Origin of the sequence: Streptomyces sp. NPDC102462 (assembly GCF_044765425.1) — a bacterium.
In the GTDB taxonomy this organism is placed as follows: Bacteria; Actinomycetota; Actinomycetes; order Streptomycetales; family Streptomycetaceae; genus Streptomyces.
The window spans coordinates 277,180-292,355 of the sequence record NZ_JBIWKB010000002.1; the positions used below are offsets into that span (position 1 = coordinate 277,180).

At 74.2% G+C, this 15,176-nt stretch carries 8 protein-coding genes; all 8 read right to left on the reverse strand.

The window, feature by feature from the left end; genetic code table 11:
• Position 1 precedes the first annotated feature (1 nt).
• Entirely contained in the window at positions 2-1,645 is a 1,644-nt protein-coding gene (locus ACIRFL_RS03410) for a succinic semialdehyde dehydrogenase (RefSeq protein ID WP_404023491.1), read from the reverse strand.
• Positions 1,646-1,749: 104 nt separating this feature from the next.
• Positions 1,750-2,739: a serine/threonine-protein kinase gene (locus ACIRFL_RS03415; protein ID WP_404023492.1), complete on the reverse strand. Its 990-nt coding sequence runs from the start codon at positions 2,737-2,739 to the stop codon at positions 1,750-1,752.
• Positions 2,740-2,825: 86 nt separating this feature from the next.
• The gene (locus ACIRFL_RS03420; protein WP_404023493.1) at positions 2,826-4,490 is read right to left on the reverse strand and encodes a serine/threonine-protein kinase; all 1,665 of its coding nucleotides are present in this window, start codon (positions 4,488-4,490) and stop codon (positions 2,826-2,828) included.
• Positions 4,491-4,607: 117 nt separating this feature from the next.
• On the reverse strand, positions 4,608-6,218 hold the full coding sequence (locus ACIRFL_RS03425; protein WP_404023494.1) for a protein kinase: 1,611 nt from the start codon (positions 6,216-6,218) through the stop codon (positions 4,608-4,610).
• A 57-nt stretch (positions 6,219-6,275) separates the two neighbouring features.
• Entirely contained in the window at positions 6,276-7,970 is a 1,695-nt protein-coding gene (locus tag ACIRFL_RS03430; RefSeq protein WP_404023496.1) for a serine/threonine-protein kinase, read from the reverse strand.
• Between the two features lie 143 nt (positions 7,971-8,113).
• Positions 8,114-10,858, reverse strand: a complete 2,745-nt coding sequence (locus ACIRFL_RS03435; RefSeq protein WP_404023497.1) for a protein kinase — start codon at positions 10,856-10,858, stop codon at positions 8,114-8,116.
• Positions 10,859-11,023: 165 nt separating this feature from the next.
• Positions 11,024-13,153, reverse strand: a complete 2,130-nt coding sequence (locus tag ACIRFL_RS03440) for a serine/threonine-protein kinase (RefSeq protein ID WP_404023498.1) — start codon at positions 13,151-13,153, stop codon at positions 11,024-11,026.
• A gap of 304 nt (positions 13,154-13,457) precedes the next feature.
• Positions 13,458-15,164, reverse strand: coding sequence for a glycerol-3-phosphate dehydrogenase/oxidase (locus ACIRFL_RS03445; RefSeq protein ID WP_404023499.1), 1,707 nt, complete (start codon positions 15,162-15,164; stop codon positions 13,458-13,460).
• Positions 15,165-15,176 lie beyond the last annotated feature (12 nt).

The following is a 15,176-nucleotide window of genomic DNA, read 5'->3' on the forward strand; positions in this document are numbered from 1 at the left end:
CTCAGCGGAGCCGGAGCGCCTTCATGAGCCGCAGGCTCCCGCTCATGAACCGGGCGTACTTCTCGTCGTCCATCCCCAGCGACGGGGCCATCGGCAGCAGCCGCTGCTGGGCCACCGTCTGGGCCTCGGTGTACTTGAGGACGCCCTCGGAGCCGTGCCGGCGGCCGAGCCCTGAGTCCTTCATGCCGCCCATCGGGGACTGGACGCTGCCGTACGCGGGCGCATAGCCCTCGTTGACGTTGACCGTGCCCGTGCGCAGGCGGGCGGCGACGGACCTGCCGCGCCGGCCGTCCTTCGTCCACACCGACGAGTTCAGGCCGTAGGGAGTGGAGTTGGCGTGCTCGACCGCCTCGTCCTCGGTCGTGAAGCGGTACACCGACACGACCGGTCCGAAGGTCTCCTCGGTGCAGACGGCCATGGGCGCCTCGACGCCGTCGAGGATGGTGGGTTCGAAGAAGTACGGGCCGATGTCCGGGCGGGCCACACCGCCGGCGATCACCTTCGCGCCCTTGGCGACGGCCTCCGTCACATGCCGTCGTACGGTCTCCAGCTGGCGTTCCCCGGCCAGGGAGCCCATGTCGGCGCCGTAGGCGAGGCAGGTGCCGAGCCGGATGGCCCTGGTGCGGGCGGCGAACCGGTCGAGGAAGGCGTCGGCGATCGACTCGTGGACGTACAACCGCTCGATGGAGACGCAGAGTTGACCGGCGGAGGAGAAGCAGGCGCGGACGGCGCCGGCGGCGGCCTTCTCGATGTCGGCGTCGGCGAGTACCAGCATGGCGTTCTTGCCGCCGAGTTCGAGGGAGACGCCGACCAGCCGGGCGGCGGCGCTCTGCGCCACCTCGCGGCCGGTGCGGGTGGAGCCGGTGAAGGAGACGTAGTCGGCGTGCCGGACGACCTCGGGGCCGACGACCGGGCCGTCGCCGAGGACCACCTGGAAGGCACCGGCGGGCAGCCCGGCCTCGATCAGCAGGTCGCGTGCCCACAGGGCGGTGAGGCAGGTCTCGGTGTCCGGCTTCATCACGAGCGCGTTGCCGGCGACGAGGGCGGGCAGCGCATCGCCGACCGACAGCTCCAGCGGGTAGTTCCAGGGGGCGATCTGGCCCACGACCCCGCGCGGGTGGCGCAGTTCGGTGACCTTGGTCAGGGTGGGCACCGCGCCCGTGTGCCGCCTGGGCCTGAGGTAGGCGGGCGCCTTGCGGCCGTAGTGGCGGGCGGCGACGGCGACGGCCTGGACCTCCTCGTGGGCGTGCAGCCGCGCCTTGCCGGTCTCCAGCTGGATCAGGTCCAGGACCTCGGCCTGCCGTTCGAGCAGCAGGTCGTGGAAGCGCAGCAGCACGGCGGCCCGCTGCCGCACCGGGGTCCGCTCCCATACCGCCTGGGCGGCGCGGGCGGTCTGGAACGCCTTGCGCACGTCCTCGGGCGTGGACTGCGGCAGGTCGGCCAGCTTCTCGCCGGTGAACGGCGTGTGGTTGGCGGTGCGGCCGGAGCCGATGACGCCCTTGGTGAGCTGGGCGACCAGCTCCGGCGTGACCACGTCGGCGGCGGTCCGCGCGCCCTCGGGAGCGGGGGCGAGGGGGTTCGTGCCGGTGCCGGTCACGTCCGTGGGCCGTGCGGGAGCCTGTTCCTGGGCCTGCGAGTCGGTCATGAGCGGCAGGGTATTCCGGCGCGGAAACTTTGGGTACCCGTCGGTAACAGGGATTCACCGAGCGCTCACATGACGCCAGTGAACACTGGCGGTGAACGTGCTGATCAGGGCGTTGTGCCCAGGCGCCGGGCCGGGCCGAGGAGCGGGGCCGATGATCTGCGCGACGGCGTCGCCCCCACCTGCTGTCCGTCGCGCCGCCCCGCGCGCTCCCCTTCGGCGACCGCGCGCAGCACGGCCGCCACCTCGTCGGGCCCCGGCCGGTCCGCCGGTTCGTCGACCAGGAGCCGGGTGAGCAGGGGGCCGAGCGGACCTGCACGGTCGTAGCCGGGAGCCCCGGGTGCGGGGGTGCCGGGTGCGGAAGCCCCAGGTGCGAGAGCGCCGGCTCCGGGGGCGCCGGACGTGGTTCCCGGTGTGTGGCCGAAGGGCGAGCGGCCCTCGACGGCGACGTACAGCAGCACGCCCAGGGACCACAGATCGGAGGCGGGTCCCGCGCCCGGCCGGGACAGCCGCTCGGGGGCGAGGAAGTCGCGCGGGCCGAGGGGGTCGGGCGGCCCAGCCGACGGGCCGGGCGGATCCGCGGGGCCGCCGTGTCCGGTGCCGAAGTCGGTGACGACGACGCGGCCCGTTCCTGACTCGATCAGGACGTTGGCCGGCTTGACGCCACGGTGCACGATGCCGACGGCGTGCGCGGCACGCAGCGCGCCGAGGACGGCGAGAGCGATCCGAGCGGCTTCGGCGGGCGGGACGGGCCCGCGGCGCAGCGCCGTACGAAGCGACTCGCCGCGCACCAACTCCATGACGATCCAAGGGAGTCCGTCATCGAGCAGCACGTCCAGGACGGTCACGGCGGACGGATGGTCCACGCGTGCGGCGGCCCGGGCCTCATGGTGCACGCGGTGGGCGACCCGCGGGTCCGACGGCAGCAACAGCGGCTGTTTGACGGCGACTTCACGGTCGGTCGCCTCGTCGACGGCCCGCCACACCCGGCCGGCGGCGGCGCCGTCGGCCGTGGCATCGGCGCCGAGGCGCGCTGACAGCCGGTACCGGCCGCCTATCAGACGCCCGTCGGCCGCGGGTGCACCGTCTTCGCTCATGCCCCATCAGTACCGTGCCTGCAGCGCCCTTGTCGACGCGGGCCGCCGCGACGCCCGGTGCGACGAATCCGTCAACTCCCCCTGTTTCAGGGCTTGTCGACGGTCAGATGCGCGACGGCCGTGCCGGCCACCTCGCGGCCCCGGGCCGTGAAGTCGCCCTTGCCCGGATAGCCGATGGTGAGCTTGTACATGTCCCCGGCCGTGGTCCGGTAGTAGAAGACCCGCAGTTCGCGGGGGCGGGGGTTCTGGCTGTCGGTCGTCGTGTAGGTGACCGTGTTCTGGGCCGCCGGCCTGCCGTGGAACTCCGCGTTGTCGTCCGGTCTCGTCGCCGGCCCGTCGGGCATGGAGAGGCTGTAGTCGCCGTCGTCCTTGAACTTCTCGTTGTCCGCGTACATCTGGGAGGCCGCGGAGCCCTTGATCCGACGCAGGGAGTCGTCGGACTTCCTGGACAGGCTCAGCCCGATCCAGACGGCGCCGCTCGGATCGTAGTACGTGACCCAGTTCCGGTCGGTGTCGTTCTTGCCCGGGTGAACGGCCTTGTACGCCGCCGGCACCGCCAGCGTCGCGCCCAGGTCCTTCTCCGCCTTCGTCTCCCAGTCCGCCGGGAGGGAGCCGCCGAACGGGTCGGCGAACAGCAGATACCCCGCCACCGCCGCGGCGGCCACGGCCGCGCCGAGGCCCAACCAGGTTCCGCGGCCCGGCCGGAAGCGGCGGCCGGCCGGGCCGGCGGACGAGGGCGTCCCGGCGGACACCGGAGCCGGGGGACGCGCGGCCGCCTCCAGCAGGGCGCGCACCCGGGCCGCGTCCGGACGGCGCGTGGGGTCCTTCTCCAGCAGCCCGCTCACGGCCTCGGCGAGCGGGCCGTGCGCGGCGGCGGGCGGGGCGGGGGTCGCGTTGAGGACCGACTGGAGCGTGGCCGCGGTGTTGCTGCGGCGGAAGGGCGAGACACCCTCCGTGGCCGCGTACAGGACCACACCGAGGGACCACAGGTCCGAGGCGGGCCCGGGGCGTCTGCCCAGCACCCGTTCCGGCGCGATGTACTCGGGTGATCCGACGAAGCCGCCCGTGTCGGTCAGATTGGTCTCGCCCTCGATCTGCGCGATGCCGAAGTCGGTGAGGACGACCCGGTCGTGCCGGCCGAGCAGGACGTTGTCGGGCTTGACGTCACGGTGCAGCACGCCCGCCGCGTGCGCGGCCTCCAGCGCGCCGAGCACCTGGAGGCCGACCCGGGCCGCCTCCCGCGTGTCCAGGGTGCCCTCCCGGAGCGCGCTGCCCAGCGAACGCCCCCGCACCAGCTCCATCACGATCCACAGCCGGCCGTCGACGACCGCCACGTCATGGACGTTCACCACCGCCGGATGGTCGAGACGGGCCGCCGCGCGCGCCTCGCGTCGCATCCGCTCGAAGGCGTTCGCGCGTTCCTGTTCGGGAAGATGGTCCGCGACCCGCGGCTCCTTCACCGCGACCTCACGGTCCACCGTCTCGTCCTTGGCCCGCCACACCGTGCCCATGCCGCCGTCACCGAGCTTCGACAACAGCCGGTAGCGCCCGGCTATCAGACGCCCGGCGCCGAGGTCGCGCGCGGGCTGTGACGACTCGGGCTGTGGCGACTCGGCCCGCGGCGGCACCAGTTGGGTCGGCGCCGCATACGGATTGTCCGGATGCGGCACGTGCGCGGGCGGGTTGGGCGGTTGCAGACCAAAACTCGTCGGCTCATCGGCGCGCTGGTGGGCTCCCCCGTTGCTGCTCATGCGTCCATCCATACCGTGCCATGCGGCGAACCAGCCACACTCGGCGCCAACCGGTCACAGACCCGTGACCCACCGGCTCCCCCACGCATTGGGGGGCGGCGTGAGCCGGGATCGGTGTCAGTCGCGTGCGAACGTGTCGAGGGCGACGTCGAAGTGTGCGCGGGCGGTGCGGGTCCTGCCCACCGGCGCCGACACCCATACGTCGTACAGCCGGCCGTTCTCCTCCCAGCACAGGTCGTAGGTGTGCCGTGGCCCCTCCACCGCGCTGTAGCCGCTCCAGCTGAACTCCCAGAGCGCGGCCGGTCGTCCGCGGTGCGTGGCCTCGGTCACCCGGCCGTCGCGGTACCCGGGGTTGGTGCGCGGACCCTCGGCCGCCGCCCGGCGCAGCACCGCGAGCGGGCCGCCCGGTCCGGGTTCGGTGACCTTGATGCCGAGCCGGAAGGTCGCCCCCGGCGACAGATAGAAGACACGCTCGTCCTGCGGGTCGCGGGTGAAACCCTCGGGCACGGCGAGGGAGAAGCCCGCCGGGTCCCGGGCGGTGCGATAGCCCGAGGGTGCCGGGCGGGCACCCAAGGCGGTGGACGCGCTAGGCGAAGGCGACACGCCCGCCGACGTACCAGGCGCCGACGCGCCGGGCGCCGGTGTGCCTGATGCCGTGCTCGCCGACGTGCCGGGCGCCGGACGCGTCGGTGCGCCGCCGCCGTCGCGGTTGATCAGCAGTGCCGCCGCCGAGATACCGGCCCCGGCCATCGCGGCGACCAGCAGCGCCGCCACCAGCACACCCCGCCGCGACAGCCGTAACGGCGTCCGGCCGGCCGGCACCGGCCCCGGCGCGTCCCGCTGGGCCGGCGGATACGGGCCGGCCGGCCGCGGCCCGTCGGCCGGCTGCGGCGTACGGCCGGTCTCCAGGAACGCGCGCAGCATCCGCTCCGCCTCGGCCGCACCCAGCCGCCGGGCCGGGTCGCGTTCCAGCAGGCCCCGGATGACCGGAAGCAGCGGCTCGGCCTCGGCGGGCGGCCGGATCTCGGCGGCGACGACGGCGTGCAGGATGCCGCCGAGCGAGTCGCGCCGGAACGGCGACTCGCCGCTGAGCGCCGCGCACAGCAGCGCGCCCAGCGACCACAGATCGGACGCGGGCCCGGCCCGGTTCCCGGACATCCGCTCGGGCGCGGTGTATTCGGGCGAACCGACGAAGGAGCCGGTCTCGGTGAGTGTGGTGGCACCGGCGACCTGTGCGATGCCGAAGTCGGTGAGCACGACCCGGTCGGTGCCCGACTCGATCAGGACGTTGGCGGGTTTGAGGTCGCGGTGCAGCACACCGGCCGCGTGCGCGGTGTGCAGCGCGCCGAGCAGGGCGATGCCGATGCGGGCGGCCTCGGCTGCGTCGACCGGTCCGCGCTGCGCGATCCGCTCGGCGAGCGAGTCGCCGTCGATCAGCTCCATGACGATGCAGGAGCGTTCGTCGTCCTCGACGACGTCGTGCACGACGATGATGTGCGGATGGTGCAGTTGCGCCACCGCGCGGGCCTCGCGCAGGGTGCGCTCGCGGTGCAGCCGGGCGTCGTCGTCCGAGAGGGAGGTGTCCTGGGTGAGTTCCTTGACCGCGACCCGGCGTCCCAGCAGTTGGTCGGCTGCCCGCCACACGACGCCCATCCCGCCGCGCCCGAGCCGGGCCTCCAGGCGGTAACGGCCCGCGATCACACGGAAGGCGTCCCCCTCGGTCCCCATGGGCCCATCATGCCGCACCGGACGCTCTGCTTCCGGGGCGTCGACCGGCCAAGCGTGTCAGCCCGCGGGTGGCTGCCAGCTCTGCAGCACCCAGGTGAACTGCCGGCTCGCCGTCGCCCAGTCCTCGGCGGGCGACGACATGTAGATCACGTACTCGACACCGTCACGGCCGATGTACGTCTCCTCGATGGCGCGGCGCGGACCTGCGACGTACGGCGGGTCCTTGGCCAGCGCGGTCCAGGTGTACTCCCACAGCGCGCCCTTGCGGTCGCGGTAGGTGTTCTCCTCCATCGTCACCCGCTCGTAGTCCACCAGCCGCTGCAACTGCTGTTCCAGGTCCTGCTGGTGCTGGAAGGGGTCGGCGAAGTCCGGTGAGCCGTCGATGGAGATGCGGACGAAGTGCTTGCCGCCGTCGGGTGTGTAGTCGACCTGTTTGAGGTCGCCCTCTATGCCGTACACCTGTCGCTTCCAGCCCTTGGGCAGGGACAGGGTGAAGCCCAGCGGGTCGTTGACGCGCTGCCAGTCGGAGGGCACGGTCGCGTCCTCGGTGGGCGTGCCGCTGGGGCTGGCGGTGGCCGAGTCCGTGGGGTCGGGCGTGGTCACGGCCGCGTCGTCGTTCTGCCGTCCGGTGCCCAGCTCCTGCAGTGCCACCGCGGCGGCGCCGCCCACGACGGCGGCCAACGCGATCACGACTGCGAAGGTGCGCAGGCGGCGCCGGGGCCGGGCGGGCGGCGCGGCCGGCGCGAGGGCCGTCGGCGCCGTGGTCGGCACCGGCGGGGTCGCCGGGTGCGTCCCGTACGGGGCCGCGGTGGCGGAGCCGTACCCGGTGGGGTCGGCCGGGCCGTACCCGGTGGGCTCGGGCGGGCCGTACCCGGTGGGCTCGGGCGGGTGGGATGCCACGTTCTGTGTCGGCACGAACGCCTGCGCCGCACCGGGCCGCCGCCCTTCCGCCGCCTCCGCCAGCAGCTGCTCCGCCTCCGCGGCGTCCGGCCGCTCCGCGGGGTCCTTGCGCAGCAGGGCGGTGATGACGGGGCCGAGCGGACCGGCGGACCCGGGCTCCTCTGCCTCGTCCTCGACGACCGCCTGCATGGTGCTCAGCGGTGAGGTGCGGCGGAACGGCGACCGGCCCTCCACCGCCGTGTACAGCGTGGCACCCAGCGCCCACAGGTCGGAGGCGGGGCCCGGGTCGTGGCCGCGCACTCGTTCCGGGGCGAGGTAGTCGACCGAGCCGACGACCTCTCCGGTGCGGGTGATGGTGGAGTCGCCCTCTATCTGGGCGATGCCGAAGTCGGTGAGCAGGACCCGGCCGTCCCGCCCGAGCAGCACGTTGCCCGGCTTGATATCGCGGTGCAGGACGCCGGCGGTGTGCGCGGCGCGCAGCGCCCGCAGCACCCACAGCCCGATGCGCGCGGCCTCCTGCGGCTCGATGCGGCCCCGTTCCTTGACCGCGTCGGCCAGCGAGCTGCCCTCGACCAGCTCCATCACGATCCACGGGCGGCCGTCGTGTTCCAGCACGTCGTGCACGGTGACGACGGCGGAGTGGTTGATGCGGGCCGCCGCGCGGGCCTCTGCCCGGGTGCGGGCGAGCAGCACGGCCTGGTCGCTGTCGGAGACGTAGAACGCCGCCGTCAACTCCTTGATGGCGACCGCCCGGTGCAGCACCTCGTCGTGTGCGCGCCACACCCGGCCCATGCCCCCGCTGCCGATGGAGTCGACGAGCCGGTAGCGGCCCGCCACGAGCAGGCCCTGCATCTGATTCACGTTGCCCCGCAATGCTCTTGACAGGGTCAGACTAGGGACCGGCAGTCGTTCATGGAACGGGCGGGGTGCCAAGGAGACCGCACTGTGACGGTTTTCGCTTCCGCAAGCCCGCGGGAACCGGACGCGAAGCGGCGTCAGCGGGTGTACTGGTACGTCTGCGACGCCTGCTCGTACAGCCGTGTCACCTCGTCCCGTTCGGCCTCCGGACCGCGCACCTGCACCACGTGGTAGCGGCCGTCGATGAGCAGGGCGATATTGCGTACGAACAGGTCTCGCCCTTGGTCGTCGGTCCAGGTGAACTGACCCTCCGCCATGGTCCGGCCGCCCACCTCGATGGTCCGCAGCCCGGCGGCGGTGGCCCAGCTGGAGTCGCGGTAGGGCTGCAGTTCGCTCTCCTTGTCCCGCTGGTAGACCATCGGGTCGCTGCCGTACTTGGCCGCGCTGTCCCGGCCCGGCACGACGACGAGCTGGAAGTCGCCGTGCGTGTACAGCACCTGCCCGAGGCCGTTGCGGGGCGTGCGGTCCCAACCGTCGGCGACGGCGATCCGGAAGCCCTCGGGGTCCTTGCGCAGCGTGAAACCGTCGGCGGCGGAGGGCCCTTCGGTGGTCTGCGTCTCGGTGGACGGTGCCGACGAGGTCTTCTCGGACGCGTCCGCCGAGGGCGCGGTGCTCGCCCCGCCCGAGGGCGCGGGTGCTTGGCTCACCTGGCTCGCGGCCCCGGTCCGCTCGCCGTCCGCCGCGTCGGTGCTGTCCGCCTTCGGCATGAACAGCACCGCGTACGCGATCGTGCCCGCCAGCAGGAGCAGGATCAGCAGGAGCAGGGTGCGGCCCAGACGGCGTGGGGAGGCGGCCTCCTGCCGGGCCCGCTTGTGCCGCCCGTGCGCACTGGTCGCGGGCAGCCCGGCGCGCCGTCTGCGCACCAGTTCGCCGCGGCGCCGCACGATCGGCAGCCGCTTGGGGTCGGCGGGCGGCGCGGCGACCACATGTGTGCCGGCGTCCGGCTCGGGCGCGGACCGCACCAGGGAGCGCAGCCAGCCGCGCAGTTCCTCGAAGTCCGGCCGCTCGGTGGGGTCCTGACGCAGCAGCGACTCGACGACCGGACGCAGCGGCCCGCACTCCTCCGCGAAGGCGGGCGGCTCCGCGCACACCAACTGAACCAGTTCGGCCGTGGACTCCTCCGGGTACGGCGCATGCCCCTGTACGGCCCTGAACAGCAGCGCGCCGAGCGCCCACAGGTCGGTCGCGGGACCGATCGGGGCAGCCAGCTGCCAGTTCTCGTGCACCGGCCCGGCCTGTTCGGGTGCCCAGCGCTCGGTCACCGGCCCCACCACAGTCATCCGCACCTGCCGTGCCCGTTCCGCGGCGAGCGCGGTGGCGGGGCCCCGCCGGGCGGGGGCACCGGCGGCCGGCTCGCCCCAGCCGGCGGGCGGCGGGGTGTCGGCGGCGGGCGGCACCGGCGCACGACCGCCCTTCGGGGGCACGGTGGCGGCCGGGAGCGAGCGTCCGTCGGCGGCGGCCGGCGGCAGCGCGGGGGCGGGGCCGACCTGCCCGCCGGGGGCGTGCGGGGCCGCGTGGGTGGCGCCGCCCGGCGGGAGCGCCGTCCGCTGCGGGTCCTCGCCCGGGGCGCTCCGGGGGGACGCCCCGTGCCAGGGGGTGGCGCGCACGCCGTAGGGATCGGCTATCTGTCCGGGGGGCGTGCCGCCGGGGCGTGGGTCCACGCCCGGACCGGGCCCGTACGGCACCGGGGCGGGGCCGCTTTCGCGGGCGGCGCCGGGGTCGGCCTCGGTGGGCGGCCGGACGCCGGGCAGCGCGGCCCGCCCGTTCTGCTGTGTCTCCTGCACCCGGGCGGCGGCGCGTGCGCCCGCCCGGTACGCGGCGATCGCCCCCGCACGGGCGGCCCGGACGTCCCCGCCGCCCTCCAGCGCGGGGCGGCCCGGCGCCCCGGGCGTCACGGCGCCGTCCGCGCCCTCCGCGCCGGGCACCGGTCGGCCCCCCACGGCCCGCGCCTGGATCGCGGCACGCCGGGCCGCCTCCGGGTCCACACCCTCCGGCGCCCCACCACCGACTCCACCACCGGGCCCACCACCGACCCCACCGGGGCGACCAGCGCCGTAGCCGGGCACTCCGGGCGCCACGGATCCGACCGGTCCGACGGCGCTCCCCGGACCGCCTGGTGCGCCGGGTCCTGCGGCGCCACCCGGCCCTGTGGGCCCGACGGGCCCGGCGAGGCCCTGCGGACCGGCGCCCTCCGGCTCCTCCGGAGCCGGGACCGGATCGTATCCGGACAGTGCCTCCTCGGCCGCGCCGACCGCGAGACCGGTCAGCATCACACGCCCGTCGTCGCAGACGAGGACCGTGCGGGCCGTGATGTTGCGGTGCACCCAGCCGTGCGCGTGCAGCACTCGCAGCGCCATCAGGACGTCGGAGGCGACCTCGGCGGCCCGGTACGGCGTCAGCGGATGCTCGGCCAGCAGCGCGGACAGCGGGCGCGCCGTCACACACTCGCTGACGATCCACAGCGAACCGCCCTCGGCGAACACGTCGAAGACCTGGTCGAGCCGCGGGTGGTCGGGTATGCGGGCGGCGGCCTGCGCCGCCTCGACGGCGCGCCGCACCGCCGGATCCGTGGGCCGCCGCGTCGCCGACCGGGCCGCCGGGGGCCGACGCGCGCCGCGGTCACGGGCGGTGAAACCGTCGGGCAGCCCGTCCGCGTCCAGCACCTCCGCCTCGACGACCTCGGGCAACGGCACCTGCCTGACGAGTACTTCCTGCCCGCTGTAGGTGTCGAAGGCGCGGGTCTCGGTGAGTTCGTACTCGTCGGAGGGCGGCAGCGGCAGGCGGTAGCGGTCGGCGAGCACCCGACCCGCATAGTCGTCCACGTTGCCTCCCCCGGCAGCCCTGTCGGTCAATTCCGTTCGCTTTGCGGCCCGTTCGGTAGGCGTTCCTGGACGCGTACGGTCCGCGGCCCCTCACGATACGTGCCGGAGGCAACCCGCATTGAGGGCTTGACCGTATTGTCACGCCCCGAAACCCGGACCGCTGCCTCACGCCTTGGGTTCGAAGGACCGCGTCAGCGTCTTCCAGGTCCCCTTGCGCAACTCGCCGCCCCACTGCGCGGACTTCGCGGTGTACATCAGCGCGTAACCGACCCGCCCCTCGATGACGAAGCCGCGGTCGATGGTCCGGTACTTCGTGCCGCCCTCGGTGTAGGTGAACTCCCAGTCCGCCGCGTTCCAGCCGCGATAGTCCACCTGCTCTATCCGGATCCGCTGGTACTGCGGACGCACCATGTAGCGCTCCTGGTTCTTCCAGTCCGCCACCGGGTCGTCCTTGGGCGTGCTGGTCCAGGCCACGAGGAGCTTCTGTCCTTCGGGTCCGGTGAACCGGTCCCCCGCGTTGTCCGAGGACCCGTACTTCCAGCCCGCGGGCAGCCCGATCGAGTACCCCTGGCGCCCCTTGTGCGTCTGCACCACGGGCGCGCCGCCGCTGCCACTGGAGTTCGACTCGCCGGAGCCGCCGTCGCCGGACGCGCTCGCGCTCGGCTCGCTCCCCGCCCCGGACGCGGAGCCCGTCGCGGGGTCCGTCGCCGCGCCCGTACCGGAGGAGGCCGAGGTATCGCCGGTCTCGCCGTCCGTGCGGGTGCCGTCCTTGTCCTGCTTGGTGCCGGCGCTCGCGCCCGCGCTCGCCACCGGCTTGCCGCCGTCCTCGGCGCCGTTGGAGCCCGTGTCGTCACCGAGGGTGAGGGCCAGCACCGTGCCGACCACCGCGAGCACCAGGACCACCGCGATGATCACCAGCGTCCGCTTCGGCACCACGTCCGTGAGCGGCGCCCGGGGCGCGGGCCGCGGCGGCAGATCCGGCGGCGGCACCACGGGCCACCCGGAACTCGGCTTCGCTGCATCCGACTTGGCCGCACCCGTCTTCGCCGCACCAGCCTGCGCGGCCGCCCCCGGAGCCGCCGCGCCGGCCGCGGCCGACGGGGAAGCGGCCCCGGACGCCCCAGCCGAGCCGGCACCGGCAGCCCCGCCGCCGCTTACGCCCGCGCCTGCACCCGCAGGACCCGCACCGACGGGACCCGCGTCGCCGGAGGCCGGAGCGGACTCGCCCGCGCCCACCTCCGTGCCCCCCGTTCTCGGGGCAGTCCGGCTCGCCACCCCGGCCGTGGCCACCCCCGCGGCCTTGCGCACGGAACGCAGCGCCCCGCGCAGCTTCTCCGCGGCCTCCTCGCCCCGCTTGCCGCCGCCCGCGGCGGCCCGGTCCGCGGACCCGCCGGGCTGCGCCGGCAGCGGCACGACCCGCGTGGCGTCCATCGCCTCCGGCTCGGGCGCGTGGATCACCGCGTTGAGCATGGCCCGGGCGCCCGCGTCGTCCAGCCGCTGGGCGGCGTCCTTGGTGAGCAGCCCGTGGATGACGTCCCTGAGGGGTCCCGCGTTCTTGGGCTCCTCCAGGGGCTCGGTCATCACCGCGGTCAGCGTCGCGATGGCCGACCCCCTGTCGTACGGCGGGACGCCCTCCACCGCCGCGTACAGCAGGCCGCCGAGCGACCACAGGTCGGCCGCCGGGCCCGGCTTGTGCCCGCGGGCCCGCTCAGGGGAGATGTAGGAGGGCGCGCCGACGAGCATGCCGGTGGAGGTGATGGACGGGTCGCCCTCGACCTGGGCGATGCCGAAGTCGGTGAGCACGACCCGGCCGTCCTCGGCGATCAGCACGTTGGACGGCTTCACATCGCGGTGCAGGATGCCTTCGCGGTGCGCCGAGCGCAGCACGTCGAGGATCGCGAGCCCGACCTCCGCCGCACGCTTGGGCTCCAGCAGGCCGTCCTCCCGGATGACCTCGGCGAGGGACTTGCCCTCCACCAGTTCCATCACGATCCACGGCCGGTCGTCCTCGTCGACCACGTCGAAGACGGTGACCGCGCTGTTGTTGCGGATCCGTGCGATCGCCTTGGCCTCGCGCAGGGTCCGCGTGATCAGGCGCCGCTTCTCCTCCTCGTCGATGTTCGACGGGAACCGCAGCTCCTTGACGGCGACGGTCCGGCCCAGGGTCTCGTCCTCGGCCCGCCACACCGTACCCATGCCGCCGCGGCCGAGCACTTCTCCCAACCGGTACCGCCCGGCGAGGAGACGTTCGCTCTTGTCCTGACGGGATGTCCCCGCCCGCTCCGCCTCCGACATGCGTCCCCTCATGCAACCCGCCCTGACAGAGCCTCCATTGTCCCTCACCCGACAAGTGCCCGACGCCCAGGGTGCCCCTCCGGATGCCCCGGGTCCTCCGCTCCTCCCTCCGCTTCCTTGCGATTCCTTCCCCTGCCGCCATACTCCCGGCCCGCCGCGCCGGGACGGGTCGCGACGGCGGAACCGAGCCGCGAACCCGCCCCGCTCCCGGCCGACTTCCGCCCTCGCACCTGTTGAAACGGGCGGGCCGCCCACGGAGATCCCGGCTCACCGCACCCGTTCGAGTGAAGTCGCCCCGGCCGGCTCAGAGCGGCACGATGTCCGGCGCCCCCAGCCGCGCCGCGTCCGCGGTGAGGTCGTCCGGCTGCAGCTGGGACTCCCGCTCGGCCTGCACCCGCTTCTCGTAGTGCTCGACCTCACGCTCGATCTGGTCCTTGTCCCAGCCGAGGACGGCCCCCATGAGTCCGGCCGCCTCACGGGCGCTGCGTGTACCGCGGTCGAAGGTCTCGATGGAGATCCTGGTCCGGCGGGTCAGCACGTCGTCCAGGTGCCGCGCGCCCTCGTGCGTGGCGGCGTACACGACTTCCGCGCGCAGATAGTCGTCGGCGCCCTGCAGGGGGTCGCCCAGCGAGGGGTCGGCAGCGACCAGGTCCAGGACCTCCTCCGCCATCGAGCCGTACCGGTTGAGCAGGTGCTCCACGCGGGCCACGTGCAGCCCGGCGCGGGCGGCGATCCGCGCCCGCGCGTTCCACCTCGCCCGGTAGCCCTCCGCGCCCAGCAGCGGGACGTCCTCGGTGACGCACTCGGCGACCCGCATGTCGAGGCCGTGCACCGCCTCGTCCACCGCGTCCTTCGCCATCACCCGGTACGTCGTGTACTTGCCGCCGGCGACCACGACGAGGCCCGGCGCCGGGTGCGCCACGGTGTGCTCGCGCGACAGCTTGCTGGTCGCGTCGGATTCACCGGCGAGCAGCGGACGCAGTCCCGCGTACACGCCCTGGACGTCGTCGCGGGAGAGCGGCACCGCGAGCACCGAGTTGACGTGCTCCAGCAGGTAGTCGATGTCCGCGCTGGACGCGGCCGGGTGGGCCTTGTCCAGGTCCCAGTCGGTGTCGGTGGTGCCGACGATCCAGTGCCGCCCCCACGGTATGACGAACAGGACGGACTTCTCCGTGCGCAGGATCAGTCCGGTCGTGGAGTGGATGCGGTCCTTGGGCACGACCAGGTGGATGCCCTTGGAGGCGCGGACGTGGAACTGTCCCCGCTCCCCCACCATCGCCTGCGTGTCGTCGGTCCACACACCGGTGGCGTTGACGACCTGCTTGGCGTGGATCTCGTACTCCCCGCCCGCCTCCACGTCCTGCACCCGGACGCCGACCACCCGCTCGCCCTCACGCAAGAAGGCGGTCACTCGCGCGCGGTTGGCGGCCTTCGCGCCGTACGACACCGCGGTCCGCACGAGGGTGGCGACATAACGGGCGTCGTCCATCTGGGCGTCGTAGTACTGGAGGGCGCCGACCAGGGCGTCCTTGCGCAGGGCGGGGGCGACCCGCAGTGCCTGACGTCGGCTCAGGTGCCGGTGCATCGGCAGGCCCCGGCCGTGGCCGCGTGCCATCGACATGGCGTCGTAGAGCGCGACGCCCGAACCGGCGTACAGCCGCTCCCAGCCCTTGTGCTGGAGCGGGTAGAGGAACGGCACGGGCTTGACCAGGTGCGGCGCGAGGCGTTCCAGCAGCAGGCCGCGCTCCTTCAGCGCCTCGCGGACGAGCGCGAAGTCCAGCATCTCCAGATAGCGCAGGCCGCCGTGGATCAGCTTGCTGGACCTGCTGGACGTGCCCGACGCCCAGTCGCGCGCCTCGACCAGGCCGGTGGACAGTCCGCGGGTGACCGCGTCCAGCGCGGTGCCCGCGCCGACCACTCCGCCGCCCACCACCAATATGTCCAGCTCGCGCTCGGCCATGCGCGCCAGTGACTCCGCGCGCTGCGCCGGCCCCAGTGCCGCTGTCCTCACCGCTGCCTCCCG

Excerpts from the sequence above, each read along its gene's own strand:
- ACIRFL_RS03425 (WP_404023494.1), bottom strand. The coding sequence starts at position 6,218 with ATGGGGACCGAGGGGGACGCCTTCCGTGTGATCGCGGGCCGTTACCGC.
- ACIRFL_RS03410 (WP_404023491.1), bottom strand. The coding sequence starts at position 1,645 with ATGACCGACTCGCAGGCCCAGGAACAGGCTCCCGCACGGCCCACGGAC.
- ACIRFL_RS03440 (WP_404023498.1), bottom strand. The coding sequence starts at position 13,153 with ATGTCGGAGGCGGAGCGGGCGGGGACATCCCGTCAGGACAAGAGCGAA.
- ACIRFL_RS03430 (WP_404023496.1), bottom strand. The coding sequence starts at position 7,970 with ATGCAGGGCCTGCTCGTGGCGGGCCGCTACCGGCTCGTCGACTCCATC.
- ACIRFL_RS03420 (WP_404023493.1), bottom strand. The coding sequence starts at position 4,490 with ATGAGCAGCAACGGGGGAGCCCACCAGCGCGCCGATGAGCCGACGAGT.
- ACIRFL_RS03415 (WP_404023492.1), bottom strand. The coding sequence starts at position 2,739 with ATGAGCGAAGACGGTGCACCCGCGGCCGACGGGCGTCTGATAGGCGGC.